The following is a 17,726-nucleotide window of genomic DNA, read 5'->3' on the forward strand; positions in this document are numbered from 1 at the left end:
CGTGTCTCAGTCCCAGTGTGGCCGGTCGCCCTCTCAGGCCGGCTACCCGTCGTCGTCTTGGTGAGCCATTACCTCACCAACAAACTGATAGGCCGCGAGCCCATCCCCAACCGAAAAAACTTTCCACAACCAAAGATGCCTTCGGTCGTCATATCCGGTATTAGACCCAGTTTCCCGGGCTTATCCCGAAGTCGGGGGCAGGTTACTCACGTGTTACTCACCCGTTCGCCACTCATCCACCCCGGTGCAAGCACCAGGGCTTCAGCGTTCGACTTGCATGTGTTAAGCACGCAGCCAGCGTTCGTCCTGAGCCAGGATCAAACTCTCCATAAAAAAATTATGTTACGAATGAATCCCAGCAAGACAGCCAACCAACGATCACGGGGTGACCGAGGCTGACCAATTAATCATGTCCACACATGCTGGCGTGACCACCCGGCGAGGGGAGGCCACAAATGTGTGAACATGTGATTGTCTTACCAGAAATAGTTAATGTTTCTGGCATCACTATTTGTTCAAACAAACACGCTATTGGATTCTCAAACCACAAACACTCACCCATCACCACAGACCCAATTATTGGGGCGTGTTCACTGGGGGTGTCAGTTTCAATTGTTGGCTGCCACCAGCTTTTCCGTGTGGACCAGATCCAAACTGTGTTTGTGCTGGTCACACCCGGTGAAAACTGTTCTCGAAGAGTTCGTTTTCTGCGGGGCAACGAGATACAACTCTAGACCAGGCCAGCCTCTGCGTGCAACTCGAAACCGGAAATCTGATCGTGACGCCCACCACACCCCTTGGATTGGCCGAAATTCCCCCGCCCGGACCCCTCTATTCCGCAGGGCTCCGGCCCTTGGATCCGCAGGCCGGTCTCGTTGCTAGACGTTGAACCCTCCGAGCCATAGGAGTTGCCCAGTATCCGGTGGCTCTGCCGGTGCGACCCTCTCGTTGTGGGACTGCCTCAGTGTGCCGCTGCGTCCCTCTTATTGCAGACCTCTCTGCACCGGCTCATGGCGCAACACTGTGCACTGGGCTAGGTAGGTTCGGCCAAGTCAGGGCCGTCCACTAGCCTTGGTCTCATGACTTCGGCTCCCACAACCTCTCCGCTCGACGTCCTCCATGATGTCTTCGGCTATGACGAATTCCGGGGCCAGCAGCAAGCGGTCGTCGATCAGATCGTCGGTGGTGGAGACGCGGTCGTCCTCATGCCCACCGGTGGAGGAAAGTCCCTCTGCTATCAGATTCCAAGTCTCGTCAGGCCCGGGACAGGCGTCGTCATCTCACCACTCATCGCGCTCATGGCCGATCAGGTCGCCGCACTGGAGAATCTGGGTGTCAGGGCGGCATACCTCAACTCGACACTCGACTTCGAGGAGGCGCAGAACGTCGAACGCGCACTCCTGGCCGGCGAGCTGGATCTGCTCTACCTGGCACCGGAGCGCCTAGTCCTGCCGCGCACAATGTCTCTGCTCGAACGAGCCCAGGTCGCACTGTTCGCGATCGATGAGGCTCACTGCGTATCTCAGTGGGGCCATGATTTCCGCAGCGACTACCTCGGCCTGGGAGTGCTGGCCGAACGCTTCCCCGATGTGCCGCGCATTGCGTTGACTGCCACGGCCACACCTGCCACCCACGCAGAGCTCACTGATCGTCTTCACCTCGGCGAGGCCCAGCATTTCGTCGCCAGCTTCGACCGGCCCAACATCACCTACCGCATCGAACCGAAGCAATCCGGTCGCTCCCAGCTCATCAGCTTCATCACCACAGAACACCCCGGCGACTCCGGCATCGTCTACTGCCTGTCCCGCCGCGGTGTCGAACAGCTCGCCGACGCTCTCGTGGCCCGGGGGATCAACGCTCTGCCCTATCACGCGGGCCTGCCCTCTGAAGTGCGTGCCGAGCACCAGGCACGGTTCCTCCGCGAGGACGGTCTGGTCATGGTCGCGACGATCGCCTTCGGCATGGGCATCGACAAACCCGATGTCCGCTTCGTCGCCCACCTCGACCTGCCGCGCAGTGTGGAGGGCTACTACCAGGAGACCGGCCGTGCCGGACGTGACGGACTGCCCGCTGACGCGTGGATGGTCTACGGCCTCGGCGATGTCGTCTCCCAACGTCGCCTCATCGAATCCGGAGACGGCGATCGAACCTACCAACGCCGAGCGATGTCGCACCTTGATTCGATGCTGGCTCTGTGCGAAACCGTCGACTGCCGACGCGTGCAGCTCCTGCGCTACTTCGATGAGGAATCCGAACCCTGCGGCAACTGCGACACCTGCATCACTCCCCCGGTGACCTGGGACGCAACAGTGGCCGTGCAGAAACTGCTGTCGGCAGTCATCCGCCTCGACCGAGAACGCGGCCAGAAATTCGGCTCTGGACAGGTCATCGATGTGCTGCGCGGCAACGACAATGAGCGGTCCCGCTCCGCCGACCATGAGAGCCTCAGTGTTTGGGGCGTCGGCAGCGATCTCAGTGAAACCCAATGGAAGACCGTGGTTCGCCAGGTTCTTGCCCGCGGTCTGCTCGAATCGCATGGCGACTACGGTGTCCTCGTCGTCGGCGAGGCCGCCGGACCCGTCCTGCGCAGCGAGGTCGAGATCTCACTGCGCGTGGATCCCGTGAAGAAATCCGGATCGAAGAAGGCAGCGGCCAAGCGCCGAGGTGGCCCCGAGGTCGAACTCGGCACCGCAGACACAGCCCTGTTCGAGGCTCTGCGTGCTTGGCGTGCCGAGCAGGCGAAGGAACAAGGGGTCCCCGCCTATGTCGTGTTCCCCGATGCCACCTTGTACGGAATCGTCGAGGCCAAACCGAGCACCATCGGCGAGCTGGGCCAGGTCAGTGGCGTGGGTCTGAAGAAGCTCGACCGCTATGGTCCCGGCGTCCTCGAGGTCCTTGAGTCCAGCGCCGCCTGAACTTGACCCACTGATCGTGGGCCCAGTCGCTCATTCCTGACCTGCGGCGAATGCCTCGGGTCCTTGTTCCACTGCAGCGGGATCCATCCACATGAACTCGATGATGTTGCCGTCTGGGTCGGCCATGCTGATCGAGTACATGAATCCGAAGTCCTGCGGCTCTTTGTTCTCCGATCCGCCGGCGTCGAGAATCTTCGCTCGTGTTGCGTCAACGTCATCACGGGAATCCCGACTCAGAGCGGTGAGCACCTGTGCGGTCGAATGCGGATCGGCGATCGGCTTGTCGGTAAACGTCCCCAGGTACTCCCGCGTCAGAATCATGAAGAAGATGCCTTCGTCCCATTTGAGACAGGCGGCGTTCTCATCGGTGAACTCGGGAACAACCTCGGCGCCTAGATTGGCGTAGAACTCTTTTGATCGATTGAGATCGGTGGTCGGGTAGTTGACGAAGATCTGGGTCATGACTGCTCCCTCGCAGCTGGTGTCCAGCAATGGGCTCAATATCCTCGTCTTCGCTCACCGGCATGTCAATAGACCGACGAGACTCATCAGTTCGTCTTCGTCACGGTGACGTCGATGGGCGTCTGATTCGTGAAGATGTCGAAGACCGGGCAGTGAGCATCGACGGTCCTCTGCAGCTCCTGGTAGGCCTCGTCACTGTCTGGGCCCGTGATGTTCACGGTGACACGGACCGCGGAAAGCCCCGGTCGTACCGAATCGTCGGCACCGAAGAGTCCCCGAACGTCGAGGTCGCCCTCTGCGCTGACGTCGAGGTTCTCGATCGTCAGTCCCAGGTTGTGAGCATAGAGACGGTAGACGACGATCTGGCAGGAGATCAGGGCACCGAGCGCGTATTCCACGGGGTTCGGTGCAACATCGTCGCCGGCCAAAGGGGCCGGCTCGTCGACGGTGAAGGTGTGCTTGCCGGCAGTGATGACCGAAGAAACCGAGCCCTGGGCACTGCCCTTGGCAGAGAAGACCAGCTGCGCGTTCTTCACCGAGGCGACGATCCGGTCGTTCCATGCCTGCCCCGCCGAGGAGAGGCGTGCGGCGCGATCCTCGGCACTGATGGCAATGGTCGAACCAGCGTCGGTGGTGGATCCTGTGGTGGTTTCAGCTGTGGCGGTCATGAGCGTCTCCTCGGTGTGGGTGGTAATCGTCTGAGTGATCCCCAGACTAGGAACACAGGCCTCCCACGAGCGGGCTGCTCGTCAGATTCCGACGCGCTCCGTCACACTCACGAAATGCGCCGACGCATACCGACATAACCCAGTTGCCTGCTCGGCGAGGCTGACGCTCGTCAAAAGCTCGTTCCCGTGTCCCATCGGGGGAACCGAATCTCATACTTCTGACGGACAACACGCCTGATCAACGACTCATAGTGTTGAGGCATGAGCGAAGCCCCATCTCGAAGTCGACTCTCGACGATGACCCTTCTCATCGCGGCAGGAGCCGTCCTCGGCATCGCTGCTCTCGTCTTCGGAACTGCCGTCGTCATCGGGCTCACCGTTCCAGGTGTCCGGGCACATTTCGATAGCCTCATCGTCGCTGTGCTGCTCGTGCAGAGCGCAGGGACTCTATGGGCGCTGACGTTCATCCTGCGCCACCGCGGTCACCGACTCTCGGACATCGGCTTCGCCCGCCCCTCTCTGCGCCTCTTCCATCTGCTGTGGCAGATTCCCACAGCGGTGATCGTGGTGATCCTCACGCAGGCCCTCGTCTTCGCAATCACCGGCTCGGACCCTGTCAGCGACTCGTCGACCGATTCGCTGGCAGGAAACGCCGGCGCTGCCGGTGCGATCGTGATGTTCGCGGCCGTCGCAGTCATCACCCCGTCCTGGGAAGAGCTGTTCTTCCGCGGCCTGATCTTCGGCTACGTTCGTGGCCGCCTAGGCACAACATGCGCGGTTGTCATCAGCGCCGTCATCTTCGCGCTGTGTCATGGCGTGCCGATTCTCCTGCCCTACATGCTTGCGCTCGGCCTCTGCCTAGCACTGCTGCGGGTGTTCCACGGCAATCTGTGGGGTTCACTGGGTCTGCACATCACGATCAATTCGACGGCGTCGCTGGTTCTGCTGCAAGCCGTCTTCGCGTGAGGAAGCTCAGGCGGGCCGTCTTCGCCTGAGTTCCTTTCGGCATGGCCGTCCTCTCACTCACGGGCGGTGATGTCCGAACACCAGACTGGTCTGCGTGTGGGCGATCATCGGATCCGAGAGGTGCTCGTCGATGAAGTCGTTGAGTCCCGTCGGATGGGCGGCGGCGATGTGCACGAGCAGGTCCCGCTCCCCCGACACCTGGAAGACATCAAGGGTCTCAGGTGCCCGGAGCAGCCCCGCGATGACATCGCTCATCTTTGACCTCCCCACCGGTGACATCCGCACGGAGATCATGCCGAACACGTGCAGGCCGAGCGCTTCGAAATCGATGTCGGCATGAAATCCCTTGATGATGCCGCGCGATCTCAGTGCACTGACTCTGCCCGAGCAGGTCGACGGGGCAAGCCCCACCCGACCGGCGAGGTCCTTGTTGGAGATCCGAGCATCGGAACCGAGCTCACGCAGGATCGCCAGGTCCACCTCGGCGAGGTGGACATTGTTCGATTCAGCATGATGATCGACGATCAATTCCGAATTCACCACAGAAATCACTTCCAATTCTCGCCATCTGTTCGGATTGCCTCGATGCTATCCGTGATCTGAATAGTCTGTGAGGTGAACCGGATCAACCGACCCAATGAAGGTGAGTCATGACGACCCTCGAGCGATCAGCCTGCGAACTCCTCGACCGCGACGATCCTCTGCGCAAGCTCAGAGACGAGTTCATCCTCCCCTCCGACACGATCTACCTCGACGGGAACTCGCTGGGTGCCCGAACAAAGGGCGCGGCCGAACGTGCCCAGGAGGTCATCGAGGACGAATGGGGCACCGGCCTCATCCGCTCCTGGAACACTGCCGGTTGGTTCGATCTGCCAGCGAAGCTGGGCGATAAGGTCGCCGGCGTCGTCGGTGGTGGGACCGGCAGCACCGTCGTCACGGACACCACCTCGATCAACCTGTTCAAAGCCGCATCGGCCGCACTGAAGATGCAGGCTGCCGATGCGCCGGGGCGTCGCGTCATCCTCACTCAACGGGAGAATTTCCCTTCCGACATCTACATGCTGCAGGGCCTGGCCGAGCAGCTCGACGACGGCTACGAGGTGCGCCTCGTCGATGACGCCGAGGTGACCGCTGGGTTCCCGAGCACAATGACCGACGAGGTGGCTCTCGTCGTCCTGACCCACGTGAACTACCGCACGGGCCGGCTCTTCGACATGACCACTACCACCTCGGCAGTCCATGACGGTGGGGCCATGGTGATCTGGGACCTGTGCCATTCGGCGGGTGCCCTGGAGATCGACCTGGCCGGGTCGGGTGCGGACATGGCCATCGGGTGCACGTACAAGTTCCTCAACGGAGGGCCAGGCTCTCCCGCTTTCATCTGGGTCTGTGAGGCACTGCAGAACCGTTTCACCCAGCCGCTCTCTGGCTGGTGGGGTCATGCGAAGCCCTTCGAGATGTCGCCGGACTATGCTCCGGCCGAAGGCATTCGCCGGTATCTGACCGGGACGCAGGGCGTCATCTCAATGTCGGTGGCCGAGCTGGGCCTCGACATCGCCAACAGGGTCGACATGGCCGCGGTGCGGCGGAAGTCCCTGCAGCTGTCCGATTTCTTCATCGAGCTCGTCGAATCTCGCCTGGCCGAGCACCCTGTCGAGCTCGTCACCCCACGTGAGCACTCCCATCGCGGCTCACAGGTCTCGATCACGCACCCCGAGGGCTTCGCGATCATGAGTGCGCTCATCGAACGTGGAATCATCGGCGACTACCGCGAGCCTGAAGTTCTGCGCTTCGGTCTAACCCCGCTCTACATCGGCTTCACCGATGTCTGGGACACCGTCGAGGCCCTGCGCGACATCCTCGACAACCGCATCTGGGATGCCCCTGCGCACAAGGTCCGCGGCGCGGTCACCTGAGCGTCGTGGCCCAAAGTCCTATTGCTGAGCACCCGGCAGGTTGCTCAGCACACCGCTGACGCTCACCCGAAGCGTCGCCCGCGTCCGGCTACCGCATATGCTCCGATTCCCACAGCACCGATCGCCAGGACCGTGCCGCCGATCGTCACGGCCTGCGGGATCGTCGCGATCGTGCCGAGCACGCCGACGGTGACACCGGAGAAGGTCTGCATGCCGGGGCCGAACGTCGCATAGGATCCGATGACCCGTCCGCGGATCTCGGAGGGCGCTTCAAGCTGAATGATCGCCATCTCCGTCGCCTCGGCGGTGATCTTGCAGACACCGGCGAGGACGAGCACGCTCAGCGCCAGCCACAGATGCGAGGTGAAGGCGAAGACGACAGAGCTCGCTCCCAAACCGGCCGCAGCGACCGCGGCCGCAGCAGGCGTTGGTCTGACCCACCCTGTGGCCTCGAGGAAGAACCCGCCGAGCACTCCGCCGGCGCCCAGCGCGAAGAGCAGCAACCCGTACGTGAAGTCGCTGTCGCCGCCGGGGCCGGTCAGCAGTCCTCCGAATACCGGCATCGCGGTCTGCAGGACTGCACCGATCGTGATCGAGGCGAGCGCTGCCAGCAGCAGCATGCCGATGATCGACTTGTTGTGGCGAACCTCGGCGAGGACCTTGAGCGACTGCACCAGTGTGGTCCTGGCCGTGCGGACGCCGCCGCTGCGCGTGTGGCCGGTGAATGGTGTGCGCATGAGGAAGATCGTCAGCGGCAGGTAGAAGACGATGTTGATGAAGATGCCCCATGTCGGGCCGAAGGCGAGCAGCAGTGCCGAACCGACGACTGGCCCGAACAGGATGCCGAGGCTGCGGAAGGTCGCATTCATCCGCACCGCGCTCGGCAGTTCTTCACGATCGACGAAGTCATGCAGCATCATCTGCTCGGCCGGACCCCACAGACATCCGGCCAGCCCATGGAGGACGAGCAGCACGCAGGCCTGCCACAGCTGCAGGGAATCGGTGAGGAAGAGGATGCCCCAGCACAGGGACACGAACATGAACAGAACCTGCCCGATCTGAATCAGGCGCCTGCAGTCGAAGCGCTCAGCCAGGGATCCAGCGTAGACCGAGAGCAGGAGGAACGGCAGCCAGTGGCTGATGAGCTGGAACCCGACAAGGGCCGGGGATTCGAACTTCTGCCACAGCACCCAATAGGTGATGACGTGTTCGATGTTGTCGCCCATCATCGCCATCCCGGACCCGACCAGGTACGGTGCCGTCGCCCAGCTGCGCAGCACGCCGAAGCGGCGTGGATTCGGGGAACTCTCCGCAGGTTCGTCTCGACGCTCACTCACCCGACCTATTCTGGCATCACCGGCACGAATTCGAGCCCGAAGCACCGAAACGTGGAACCCGTTATCGCCGAGGTGGCACTGCCGTTCGGTGCGCAGGTTGCCTTGATCCTGTCCGAACGGGTTCCCAGACTGCTGTCTGAACAAGTCATCTGGCTCTTGCCTTGCCACGTCGCTTGGGATGAGGATTGAGATGATCGAGGAGGATCAGATGTCAACGAGCACATCCACCGCAGAAACGTCCTTTGCAAGTGCCCCGCGGCCAGCACTCGCCGCCGAACGAGAGAACACCGCGCTCATCGTCGTCGACGTCCAGAACGGCGTCTTCGCCGAGTCCTGGCATGCCGGCGAGGTGATCGCAACGATCTCCGATCTCGTTCAGCGCGCCCGCGACACAGAGACCGTAGTCATCTGGGTCAGACACTCTTCAGGGGAACTGCCACCGGATTCGCCGCAATGGCAGATCGTCGACGCGCTCACGCCGCAGGACGGTGAGGCGATTGTCGAGAAGACCCATGGCAGCACCTTCGAGGACACGGACTTCGAGGAGGTCCTCGCGGCCAAGGACATCGGGCACCTCGTTGTCACCGGTGCGCAGTCCGACGCGTGCATCCGTTCGACGATCCACGGCGGATTCGCCCGCGGCTATGACGTCACCCTGGTCTCGGACGCCCACACGACCGAAGATCTCAGTGACTGGGGTGCCCCGACGCCGGACAAGGTCGTCTCGCACACGAATCTCTACTGGGGATTCGAATCCGGGCCCGGACGAAGCGCCCGAGTGCAGGAATCAGCAGAGGTCGACTTCGTCGCACCACGCTCGGATTCCTGACATCATGGGTCCATGAGCAAAGACACCCGCAGCATCGAACTGACCAGAATCGCAGAGAACCACTACCGAGCCACCGCGCCGAGCGGAGCGAGCATCGAATTCGGCCGCGGTGAGGGCCTGATGACTCCTGTCGAGCTGCTGCTCGCAGCCGTCGCAGGGTGTTCGTCCATTGACGTCGACACCGTAACCAGCAGGCACACCGAGCCGACGCGCTTCGATGTCTCGGCCACGGCCGACAAGATCGACGAGGACGGTGCTTCCCGAGTGGACAACGTCCACCTCGACTTCGACCTCGCCTTCCCCGATGACGAGGATGGTCGCAAGGCCGATGCCCGCATCGAGAAGCTCGTCGGGCTCTCCCACGACAAGTACTGCACGGTCTCCCGCACCGTCGAGCAGGAGACTAAGGTCGACTTCACCACCGGCCACGGCTGAACTCCACCGTCGCCGGGGCGGTAACTCAGCTTTCGGCCAGTCGTTCCCGTTCGATTTCGATGTCGAAGTCTGCGCCCGGCCACTGCGGGTCGATGGTCCGCAGCGCATTCAGCAGAAGTCGCTGGATCGCCAGACGCGCATACCATTTCCTGTTCCCGGGCACGACGTACCAGGGTGCGATCTCGGTCGAGGTGGCCTCGAACACCGCCTGATACGCCTTCATGTAGTCGGGCCACAGGAGGCGTTCGTCGACATCACTCGGGTTGTACTTCCAGTACTTGTCGGGGCGGTCCAAGCGCTCCATGAGCCTGTCCTTCTGCTCATCGGGGGAGATGTGGAGCATAACCTTGATGATGCGCACACCCGCCTCGGCGAGTTCTGCCTCGAAGGCGTTGATGGCTTTGCAACGACGTCCGATCTCTTTGCCGTCGGCAAGCCCGCGGACTTTAGCGATGAGCACATCTTCGTAGTGGGAGCGATCGAAGACGCCGATCATGCCGGGACCAGGCACGCGTGGCCGGATACGCCACAGGAAATCGTGGGCGAGCTCCTTCTTCGTCGGCGCTTTGAACGATGCGAGCTCAACACCCTGCGGATCGACGGAGCCGACGACGTGGCGCACGATTCCGCCCTTGCCCGCTGTGTCCATCGCTTGGAGGACGAGGAGGACCGCTGGCCCCGACTCCTCATCATGGTGGGCCGCGAACAGTCGCTCCTGGAGGTCAGCGAGCTCGGGAACGCTGGTTTTCAGGTCCTGACGTCCGGATTTCTTGTTGCCGTCGTAGCCAGGGGTCGACTTCGGATCAACATCGTCGAGTCGAAATCCTTCCCCTGCCCGCAGCAGCGGTTGAGGATCGTCGGTCCAACTCTGCGTTGTCTTTTCGCTCATGCGTACATCTTTGCAGGCAGGAGGGCCAGCGTCTATATCTTTGGTGGCCGCTGCAGGCTCTGCGTCCTCAGTCGGGCTTCCTGAACACGGACGGCAGCCTCTTCATCCTCTTCGGCGTCTCCCGGTACGACCACTGCCGCATCGGCTGCGGTACCCGCCACTGCAGCTTCCAGGCCAGCATGCGAAAGACGAATGCCAGTGCGGCGATGATCAGCGAGACCACTCCGCCCAGGAAGTTCGTCGCATCGGCGATGAGCGTGACTCCCGCTCCGAAGAGAGCGGGAATGAGGTAGAGGTCTGTACCGCGGAAGATCGCCGGATCCTCACTGGCCACGGCATCACGCATGAGGCCCCCGCCGCAGGCCGTGAGTGCACCCATGAGCAGCGCTGCAGGATAGTTCGCACCCGCACCGAGGGCGATCGTTGTGCCGGTGACGCTGAAGATGGCGAGCCCGATCGCATCGAAGGTGACAATCCAGATCCGAGCACGCGAAATGTGCTTGCCGATGAGGTAGATCAGCAGTGTGGCGATGAGCGGCGGCGCCAGATAGATCGGCTGACCGAGAGCGTTCGGAACTCGATCGAGGAGGACGTCGCGGATCATGCCTCCGCCGATGCCCGTCATCAGTCCAAGCACCAGACCACCGGTGATGTCGAAGCCCCGGCGAGCGGCCAAGAGGACGCCGGAGACCGCGAAGACGAAGGTGCCTGTGAGGTCGAGTGCGAGGAAGACTGCTTCCTGAACGACCACGACTGTTCCCCTTCCGGCCCATCAACGACTCGCCGCACACCACACGATGCCTGGTCAGCACTGCGGAGACCAGGCACGCACTCGGTGCGCGGTCACTGCTGCGGCAACGGTCACTACTGTTATATCAGGGCGCCGAGGCGGCGGCGAGCGCCGCGTTCAGCTGAGCTGGAAGTTGTCGGGGTTCTTGTAGTCCTCGATCTCGACAATCGGGCTGCCCTGCCCCTTGAGCAGCTTCGAGATGGGGCATCTGGCGTGAGCTCGGCCCGCGTATTTCTCCGCATCGTCGGCGGAGACGCCTTCGATGGAGATGTAGGCTCGGGGCTCGAAATAGAATCCCCCGGCGGCATCCCCGTGCAGGTCGACCTCGACGCGGACGCGGGACAGGGTTTCGACCTCATTGACGGACAGCACCACTTTGAGGGTCTCGCCGAGGCAGGTGCTCCACGCCATGGCGAGGAACTGCTCCGGGTTGTTCCCCCGATCAGCGTGTGAGGTGGGCGCCGTCGCGAGCGTCTTTCCGTCTTCGACTCGAACTTCGCCCGAGGTCCCGCCGAGGTTCTCGACCTTGGCCGTATAGATGGGGGCACTTGCACTTCTTGGTTCGTCCGAGTCTCCGCTTGGCGCCTGCGGCTCGGCGTATCCTGGGTTCTCAGTCATTGCACTATGCTACGTCAGCTTGATGACAAGTTCACTGGCAAATTCGTGAATACGATGAGGCGCAGGAGCGAATCTTCGCGCTCGGGCCACCCATCCGAATCGCCTCCTGCTCCGAATATCTGGCATGAGAAGACCATTTCGCGCCGCCCTTGCTGGGATCGTTGCCACCCTTGTCCTGTTCGGTGCCGCTGATCTGATTGCCCGCGCGTTCGGTCCGCAGTCGGCGCCTCTGCTGGCGCTGGGTCAGACGATCATTCCGCTCACCCCCACCGAAATCGTCAAACCTGTCATCGACCTCTTCGGCACCAATGACAAGCTCTTCCTCATCCTCACCACAGGTTTGGCAGCGTTGGTCCTCGGCGGGCTCATCGGCTGGCTGGCCTCCCACCGACCTCGCCTGGCAACCGTGCTCCTGTTCGCGGCCGGACTGGCTCCCATCCTCGCCATTCTCATCCGCCCCGAGTCCAGTGTCCTCGACATCATCCCGACGCTCATCGGACTCGTCCTGGGCATGGCCGTCTTCCGTGTCCTCATCAGCTCCGGAACGAGCCGGACTGTGACCGGAGCGGAGCCCGCAGCTGCCAGGAAGTTCCCTGCAGCGGCCCGTCCCGCTCGCTCGTCCGCACCCGGCCCCTCCCCGTCTGACACGACCGAGACGCCGACTGCAGAGCCATCTCGACGCCGCTTCTTCGTCATCACCGGCATCATCGGGGCGGCGGGGGCCGCTGCCGTAGCGGCAGGACAGACCGTTGCCTCATTGACTCTGGATGCCGGTGCGGCAGTGGCCAAACTGGTGCTGCCAACACCCGCCAAGAAGGCTCCACCGATTCCCGCCGCAGCACATCCTGACGTCGAGGGCTTGGCCCCCTTCGTCACGGATCCCAAGGACTTCTACCGCATCGACACGGCGCTGGCTCCCCCTGTCATCGACCCTCAGGAATGGTCTCTGCGGATCCACGGCATGGTCGAGTCGGAGGTGACTCTGACGATGGACGATCTGCTCGACCTTCCTCTCGACGAGCATCACATCACCCTCACCTGCGTCTCCAACCCGGTCGGGGGCGAGCTCGTCGGCAATGCCACTTGGTTGGGCTACCCGGTGCGTGAGCTGCTGCGCCAAGCACAACCCCACAAGGACGCAGACATGGTCCTCTCCCATTCCATCGACGGCTTCTCGGCCTCGACCCCGATCGAGGCCCTGACAGATGACCGCGATTCCCTGTTGGCCGTGGGAATGAACGGCAGCCCGCTTCCTCCCGCGCACGGCTTTCCAGCCCGTCTCGTCGTTCCCGGACTGTACGGATTCGTCTCAGCCACGAAATGGGTCACCGAACTCGAGGTCACCCGCTTCGATGAGAAGACCGCCTATTGGACCGATCGAGGGTGGGATGCCAAGGCACCCATCCTGGTCGCGTCCAGAGTCGAAGTGCCGAAGCCGCTGGCCAAGGTGCCTGCGGGCGATGTGGCCATCGCTGGCACTGCATGGGCACAGCAGAGCGGTATCAAGCGAGTTGATGTGAAACTCGACGATGGGGAGTGGACTTCGTCCGAACTCGGCGATGAGGTCAATATCGATACCTGGCGCCAGTGGAAGACGGGGTTCAGCGACGTCGATGCGGGATTGCACACCGTCACGGTCCGTGCGATCGACCAGGACGGAAACGTCCAGACCCCGGAGCGCAGGAAGTCCATTCCCAATTCCGCGACCGGTCACCACCACATCCAGTTCAGTGTCGAGTAGAGCGATCCCGGTTCCGGCCACAGGAGAAACGTTCTCGCCGCACTCGCGGCCAGGCAGAGGCCCCAGCACCGTGGCCCCAGACTCCCCATGTAGGCGGAGTCTGGGGCCGCTCCAGTCGAACCGGCCGACACTGTGAAAAGAATTTCGAAGAAAATCTGAGTTTCACCCATCCAGGACCACTGGGGCTGCGAATACCAGGTACACAGCGAGCAATGAAGGCAACTTCAGAGCTGTGCGCTGATACGCACCACCGTTGATGCACCACCTCAATTAGGAGAAGAACGATGAAAACGCTGCTTCGCAATCGCACCACCACCATCCTCGCCGCCGGCGCTATCGGCCTCATGGCTCTGAGCGGCTGCTCAGACATGGGCTCCGACTCCAAGTCCGGAGATACCGAGACCCAGTCCAGCGATACCGCCGAAAGCGGCGACGCACCTGAGGAGTCAGGCGACGCCGCCATGGCCGGCGGAGATCTCGTCGGACCCGATTGCGCGGCCTACGCCGAAGCCAATCCTGACGGCGGCGGATCTGTCGAGGGAATGGCCCAGGACCCGGTCGCCACAGCGGCATCGAACAACCCGATGCTCAAGACCCTGACCAAGGCTGTTTCGGGCGAGCTCAATCCCGATGTCGACCTGGTCGACACCCTCAACGGTGACGAGTTCACCGTCATCGCACCCACCGATGATGCCTTTGCCGACGTGCCCAAGGATGACCTGGACGCACTGGCCAAGGACTCGGACATGCTGACCAAGGTTCTGACGTACCACGTCATCCCAGGACAGCTGTCCCCCGACGAGATCGCCGGTGAGCACGAGACCGTCGAAGGCTCGAAGGTGACGATCTCCGGCGAGGGCGACGACCTCAAGTTCGACGATGCCGGCTTGGTCTGCGGCGGAGTCGCAACCTCGAACGCCACCGTGTACATGGTCGACAGCGTGATGATGCCCTCTAAGTGACATTGAGGCTTCACGGGGCAGTGGCCAAGGACCGACTCCGAGGACTCGGATCGGGCCTTGGCCACCACCTTTTTCATACGATGTATGGACAACTGAAGAATAGAAGCCGATCGAATGACATGATTGGTCAATGAGTTCAGATGATCCTTCGGCTCCAGGCCATGGACCCCCGGGAAATGATGCCCGAACATCAGACGGCATCGTCACCACAGCAGCAGACCCGAGCAGCGACCAGCTGCTCAGGATCGCCACCGGTGACAGGTCCGCTTTCGAAGAACTCTTCGTGGCACAATCCCGAATCCTCATGGCCGTGATCCTGCGGATCGTGAGAAGTCAGTCGCTCGCCGAGGAGGTGCTCCAGGAATGCTTCACCGAAGTGTGGACTCGGTGCTCCGGGTTCGACCCACAACTCGGGACAGGCAGGGCATGGCTGATCACACTGTGCCGCAGGAGGGCCATCGACTGCGTACGCAGTGTGCAGGCCCAGCAGAATCGCGACTACGCCGACGGCCTGAGATCGTCGGCGGAAGAGGGCGAGCAGGTCGAGCAGACTGTCATCGATCGATCCGAGTCGGACAGAACCGTCATGGCGTTGAAGATCCTTCACGAGGACCAGGCACAACCCATCGTCATGGCCTTCTACCAGGGCCTGACCCACGCTGAGATTTCACAGAATCTCAAGGTGCCCCTCGGTACCATCAAGTCACGAATCAGAGACGGAATGAAGAAGCTGCGAGAAGAGTTGGAGGCAAGTCGATGAACACCGATCGTGACTATCTTGCTGCCGGCCTGGCACTGGGCGGCCTCAGCGACTCGGAGCTGTCCGAGGCACAGACTCTCGCAGACACCGACGCCGATTTCCGGTCCGAGGTCGCCGCATATGCCGACACCATGGCACTCATGGCCGAATCCGACGCAACGGCGGCCGATATGTCGGCTGCGGATGCACCACAGCCCGTCAGCGCGGCTACCCGGGATGCCATCCTCGGCATCCCGAGCATGTATGCGCAGGAAGACACTACGCCCCAGCCGCACGCTGACTCAGTCGCTCATTTGCACAGCCGAGCACACGAAGAATCACCACCTCCTCCAGCTGACCTTGCTGAGCACCGCAGGAAGCGCCGCCCCTGGATTTCGATGGCCGCCGCCGCTGCCGCAGTCGTGGTCGCTGCCGGCGTCGGAGTGAATTCCTGGCAGAAGCAGAACGAGCTGGAAGACGATCTGGCGGCAACACAGCAGCAGCTCGATGAGACATCGAAGCTGATGCAGGCAAGCGATCTGCGCACTGACACTGCCGAACTTCCCGACGGCGGCTCAGTCACAGTGGTGTCGTCCGAGAGCGAGCAGCTCATCCACGTCAGCTCCACAGGCGTCGAGGCCGAGTCGGGCAAGTCCCTGCAGATGTGGGTGATCGGCGACGAGGGCCCCGAGAGCGCAGGACTGATGACCGAAGCTACGGCGAATATCGACGACCGACGCTTCGCTGCCGGCAACCTGTTCGGCATCACTGTCGAGCCGGAAGGCGGATCCGAACAGCCGACGAGCGACCCAGTGGTGGCCCTCGACCTGTAGAGACGTCCACTGCTGCTCTGCAAGGAATGACCGGCTCCAGGCAGACTGTCTGCCTGGAGCCGGTCACATCTCGGTACGCTCACGGTTCGTCCGCCCCCGGTCGGAGACATCACATCTTCCGCTCCCCACACGGACGGATGCCGAAGACCCGTCCGAGTGTCTAAGCTTGAGGAATGGCAGAGAAATCGGCATCGCTGAGACCCAGGCGCGGCGATGTGTATCTGGTGCTCGCGCTGGCCGGGGCTTCGATGGTCTTTGCGGTCCTGTACAACACGACGGGCTACTGGCCGTTCAAGGGTCCGCTGTGGCTGATCTGCCTGGCATCCGTGCTTGTCACCATGCCGCTGCTCTACCGACGACGCTATCCCAGCCAAGTCGCCTGGATTCAGGCCACTATCTTCGTCACTGCGCAGTTCTTGGCCATCATGGAGCCCGGGGTGACTCAGATCATCTTGTTCATGGGCCTCTATTCGATCGGCGCGTGGCAGAGCAATCGCAGAGCGGCATTCGTCTCTCGTCTCCTTCTGTGCGTGGGGATCTTCGTCTACCTGCTCATATCGATGGCCCTGCAGTTCGAGGCGATCGGAGACATGACCGTCCTGCAGTTCGCGGCGGCCTCTGCAGTCTCCTTCCTCATCAACGTCGCATTCTTCGGCGGCGCCTGGCTCTTCGGCAACCGCGCCTGGAACCAACGCCGGCTCATGGACGAGCTGCGCACCGCCAACGCCGAGGTCCGCTGCCAGGAACAGAAGCTGACCCGGCAGGCACTCGACCTCGAGCGGGTGCGCATCGCCCGCGAACTCCATGACGGCATCGCCCACCACATCACCGGCGTAGGCATCCATGCCGCCGCCGCTCGGCGCAGTCTTGAGAAGAATCCCGACAGGGCACGAGAGTCGCTGAAAACCATAGAATCCTCGACCCGAGAAACCGTCGACGAACTGCGCGCTCTCGTCTACACGCTTCGAGACACCGACGATTCGAGCACTGCCGAGCACAATGCAAAGGGCAACCCCAGCCTCGGCGACGTTCCCGAACTCGTCGATGTCTCACGTCGATCGGGGCAACGGATCGAAGTCCTCACAATCGGCCAGCCGCGCCCGCTGACACCGATTACGGAGATGTCGATCTACCGCGTGATCCAGGAATCCCTGACTAACTGTCGACGCTATGCGGGCTCGAACGCCGAGGTGGAGGTGCGTCTGCGTTACGGGGCGTCCGAACTCGAGATCGAGATCAGTGACTCCCGATCCCCCGGACCGCCTCGCAAGGAACCGCAGTTTGATCCCGAACCTCCAGCCGACTCAGCACCCGAGCCGGCCCTCGAGTCAGATGACGAGCGTTCTGGGGACATTCGAACCCCGAAACACACTGGCCTGGGCCTGGGAATCGTCGGCATGCGCGAACGGATGAGCGCCTTGGGCGGTACCCTCGACGCCGGCCCGAAATCCCGTGGCGGATGGCTCGTTCGGGCACAGATTCCATACCCTCAGAACATCGCAGACTCGGAGAGTGACGCTCTCCCCGGCGCTGACGCCGAAGCCGACAGCAGTACCGCTCCGAGTGCACCCACCACGCCAAGCACCACCGCTTACTCCGCCACCGAGTCCACAGCAAAGGCCTGAA

17 protein-coding genes and 1 rRNA gene are annotated in these 17,726 nt (G+C 62.4%); 10 read left to right on the top strand and 8 right to left on the bottom strand.

The features are described from left to right. Positions 1 to 333: ribosomal RNA gene (locus BANT918_RS02690) — 16S ribosomal RNA — on the bottom strand; the annotation flags it as partial. A 746-nt stretch (positions 334 to 1,079) separates the two neighbouring features. On the opposite strand from BANT918_RS02690, the gene recQ reads away from it, so the two are divergent. Beyond that, the gene (gene recQ, locus BANT918_RS02695) at positions 1,080 to 2,915 is read left to right on the top strand and encodes a DNA helicase RecQ (protein WP_069601107.1); all 1,836 of its coding nucleotides are present in this window, start codon (positions 1,080 to 1,082) and stop codon (positions 2,913 to 2,915) included. A gap of 30 nt (positions 2,916 to 2,945) precedes the next feature. Here the strand turns inward: recQ and BANT918_RS02700 are convergent, their stop codons facing one another. Together BANT918_RS02700 and BANT918_RS02705 are read right to left on the bottom strand one after the other, a co-directional pair. After that, positions 2,946 to 3,377 (bottom strand): VOC family protein, encoded by a 432-nt coding sequence (locus tag BANT918_RS02700; protein ID WP_096158901.1) that lies wholly within the window; start codon positions 3,375 to 3,377, stop codon positions 2,946 to 2,948. 86 nt (positions 3,378 to 3,463) lie between these two features. Further along, the gene (locus BANT918_RS02705; protein WP_096157759.1) at positions 3,464 to 4,045 is read right to left on the bottom strand and encodes an OsmC family protein; all 582 of its coding nucleotides are present in this window, start codon (positions 4,043 to 4,045) and stop codon (positions 3,464 to 3,466) included. Between the two features lie 261 nt (positions 4,046 to 4,306). On the opposite strand from BANT918_RS02705, the gene BANT918_RS02710 reads away from it, so the two are divergent. Further along, a complete protein-coding gene (locus tag BANT918_RS02710) occupies positions 4,307 to 5,011 on the top strand; it encodes a CPBP family intramembrane glutamic endopeptidase (protein ID WP_101618848.1) in 705 nt (234 codons plus the stop codon). A gap of 57 nt (positions 5,012 to 5,068) precedes the next feature. Here the strand turns inward: BANT918_RS02710 and BANT918_RS02715 are convergent, their stop codons facing one another. Then, positions 5,069 to 5,551, bottom strand: a complete 483-nt coding sequence (locus BANT918_RS02715) for an Lrp/AsnC family transcriptional regulator (RefSeq protein WP_233430327.1) — start codon at positions 5,549 to 5,551, stop codon at positions 5,069 to 5,071. A gap of 110 nt (positions 5,552 to 5,661) precedes the next feature. Between BANT918_RS02715 and kynU the strand changes: the two genes are divergently transcribed. Then, positions 5,662 to 6,927, top strand: a complete 1,266-nt coding sequence (kynU, locus tag BANT918_RS02720) for a kynureninase (protein WP_101618849.1) — start codon at positions 5,662 to 5,664, stop codon at positions 6,925 to 6,927. Positions 6,928 to 6,989: 62 nt separating this feature from the next. Here the strand turns inward: kynU and BANT918_RS02725 are convergent, their stop codons facing one another. Beyond that, positions 6,990 to 8,264, bottom strand: coding sequence for an MFS transporter (locus BANT918_RS02725; protein ID WP_101618850.1), 1,275 nt, complete (start codon positions 8,262 to 8,264; stop codon positions 6,990 to 6,992). A gap of 208 nt (positions 8,265 to 8,472) precedes the next feature. Here BANT918_RS02725 and BANT918_RS02730 point away from each other — a divergent pair, with 208 nt between their 5' ends. Together BANT918_RS02730 and BANT918_RS02735 are read left to right on the top strand one after the other, a co-directional pair. Beyond that, positions 8,473 to 9,093, top strand: a complete 621-nt coding sequence (locus BANT918_RS02730; RefSeq protein WP_101619208.1) for an isochorismatase family protein — start codon at positions 8,473 to 8,475, stop codon at positions 9,091 to 9,093. 12 nt (positions 9,094 to 9,105) lie between these two features. Next, a complete protein-coding gene (locus BANT918_RS02735) occupies positions 9,106 to 9,528 on the top strand; it encodes an OsmC family protein (protein WP_101618851.1) in 423 nt (140 codons plus the stop codon). Between the two features lie 25 nt (positions 9,529 to 9,553). Here the strand turns inward: BANT918_RS02735 and BANT918_RS02740 are convergent, their stop codons facing one another. The 3 genes from BANT918_RS02740 to BANT918_RS02750 all read right to left on the bottom strand — a co-directional run bounded on the left by BANT918_RS02740 (position 9,554) and on the right by BANT918_RS02750 (position 11,825). Next, a complete protein-coding gene (locus tag BANT918_RS02740; RefSeq protein WP_101618852.1) occupies positions 9,554 to 10,417 on the bottom strand; it encodes a PPK2 family polyphosphate kinase in 864 nt (287 codons plus the stop codon). 67 nt (positions 10,418 to 10,484) lie between these two features. After that, a complete protein-coding gene (locus BANT918_RS02745; protein WP_101618853.1) occupies positions 10,485 to 11,168 on the bottom strand; it encodes a trimeric intracellular cation channel family protein in 684 nt (227 codons plus the stop codon). Positions 11,169 to 11,324: 156 nt separating this feature from the next. Further along, positions 11,325 to 11,825: an OsmC family protein gene (locus BANT918_RS02750; RefSeq protein ID WP_101618854.1), complete on the bottom strand. Its 501-nt coding sequence runs from the start codon at positions 11,823 to 11,825 to the stop codon at positions 11,325 to 11,327. Positions 11,826 to 11,949: 124 nt separating this feature from the next. Between BANT918_RS02750 and BANT918_RS02755 the strand changes: the two genes are divergently transcribed. From BANT918_RS02755 to BANT918_RS02775, 5 genes are all read left to right on the top strand, one after another. Then, complete coding sequence (locus tag BANT918_RS02755; RefSeq protein ID WP_101618855.1) at positions 11,950 to 13,566, top strand: molybdopterin-dependent oxidoreductase; 1,617 nt, start codon at positions 11,950 to 11,952, stop codon at positions 13,564 to 13,566. Between the two features lie 284 nt (positions 13,567 to 13,850). Next, positions 13,851 to 14,528 (top strand): fasciclin domain-containing protein, encoded by a 678-nt coding sequence (locus tag BANT918_RS02760; RefSeq protein ID WP_101618856.1) that lies wholly within the window; start codon positions 13,851 to 13,853, stop codon positions 14,526 to 14,528. A 130-nt stretch (positions 14,529 to 14,658) separates the two neighbouring features. After that, a complete protein-coding gene (locus BANT918_RS02765; protein WP_101618857.1) occupies positions 14,659 to 15,288 on the top strand; it encodes a sigma-70 family RNA polymerase sigma factor in 630 nt (209 codons plus the stop codon). Continuing rightward, positions 15,285 to 16,100 carry an anti-sigma factor gene (locus BANT918_RS02770; protein ID WP_101618858.1) on the top strand — a complete coding sequence of 272 codons (816 nt, stop codon included), beginning with the start codon at positions 15,285 to 15,287 and terminating at the stop codon, positions 16,098 to 16,100. The genes BANT918_RS02765 and BANT918_RS02770 overlap by 4 nt, the downstream gene beginning before the upstream one ends. Before the next feature lie 173 nt (positions 16,101 to 16,273). Continuing rightward, a complete protein-coding gene (locus BANT918_RS02775; protein ID WP_101618859.1) occupies positions 16,274 to 17,725 on the top strand; it encodes a histidine kinase in 1,452 nt (483 codons plus the stop codon). Position 17,726 lies beyond the last annotated feature (1 nt).

This window comes from Brevibacterium antiquum CNRZ 918, assembly GCF_900169145.1.
Classification (GTDB): Bacteria; Actinomycetota; Actinomycetes; order Actinomycetales; family Brevibacteriaceae; genus Brevibacterium; species Brevibacterium koreense.

What these genes read in the sequence shown, in the direction of transcription:
- recQ (WP_069601107.1), top strand. Translation starts at nt 1,080, where the DNA reads ATGACTTCGGCTCCCACAACCTCTCCGCTCGACGTCCTCCATGATGTC.
- BANT918_RS02700 (WP_096158901.1), bottom strand. Translation starts at nt 3,377, where the DNA reads ATGACCCAGATCTTCGTCAACTACCCGACCACCGATCTCAATCGATCA.
- BANT918_RS02705 (WP_096157759.1), bottom strand. Translation starts at nt 4,045, where the DNA reads ATGACCGCCACAGCTGAAACCACCACAGGATCCACCACCGACGCTGGT.
- BANT918_RS02710 (WP_101618848.1), top strand. Translation starts at nt 4,307, where the DNA reads ATGAGCGAAGCCCCATCTCGAAGTCGACTCTCGACGATGACCCTTCTC.
- kynU (WP_101618849.1), top strand. Translation starts at nt 5,662, where the DNA reads ATGACGACCCTCGAGCGATCAGCCTGCGAACTCCTCGACCGCGACGAT.
- BANT918_RS02730 (WP_101619208.1), top strand. Translation starts at nt 8,473, where the DNA reads ATGTCAACGAGCACATCCACCGCAGAAACGTCCTTTGCAAGTGCCCCG.
- BANT918_RS02735 (WP_101618851.1), top strand. Translation starts at nt 9,106, where the DNA reads ATGAGCAAAGACACCCGCAGCATCGAACTGACCAGAATCGCAGAGAAC.
- BANT918_RS02740 (WP_101618852.1), bottom strand. Translation starts at nt 10,417, where the DNA reads ATGAGCGAAAAGACAACGCAGAGTTGGACCGACGATCCTCAACCGCTG.
- BANT918_RS02750 (WP_101618854.1), bottom strand. Translation starts at nt 11,825, where the DNA reads ATGACTGAGAACCCAGGATACGCCGAGCCGCAGGCGCCAAGCGGAGAC.
- BANT918_RS02755 (WP_101618855.1), top strand. Translation starts at nt 11,950, where the DNA reads ATGAGAAGACCATTTCGCGCCGCCCTTGCTGGGATCGTTGCCACCCTT.
- BANT918_RS02760 (WP_101618856.1), top strand. Translation starts at nt 13,851, where the DNA reads ATGAAAACGCTGCTTCGCAATCGCACCACCACCATCCTCGCCGCCGGC.
- BANT918_RS02765 (WP_101618857.1), top strand. Translation starts at nt 14,659, where the DNA reads ATGAGTTCAGATGATCCTTCGGCTCCAGGCCATGGACCCCCGGGAAAT.
- BANT918_RS02770 (WP_101618858.1), top strand. Translation starts at nt 15,285, where the DNA reads ATGAACACCGATCGTGACTATCTTGCTGCCGGCCTGGCACTGGGCGGC.
- BANT918_RS02775 (WP_101618859.1), top strand. Translation starts at nt 16,274, where the DNA reads ATGGCAGAGAAATCGGCATCGCTGAGACCCAGGCGCGGCGATGTGTAT.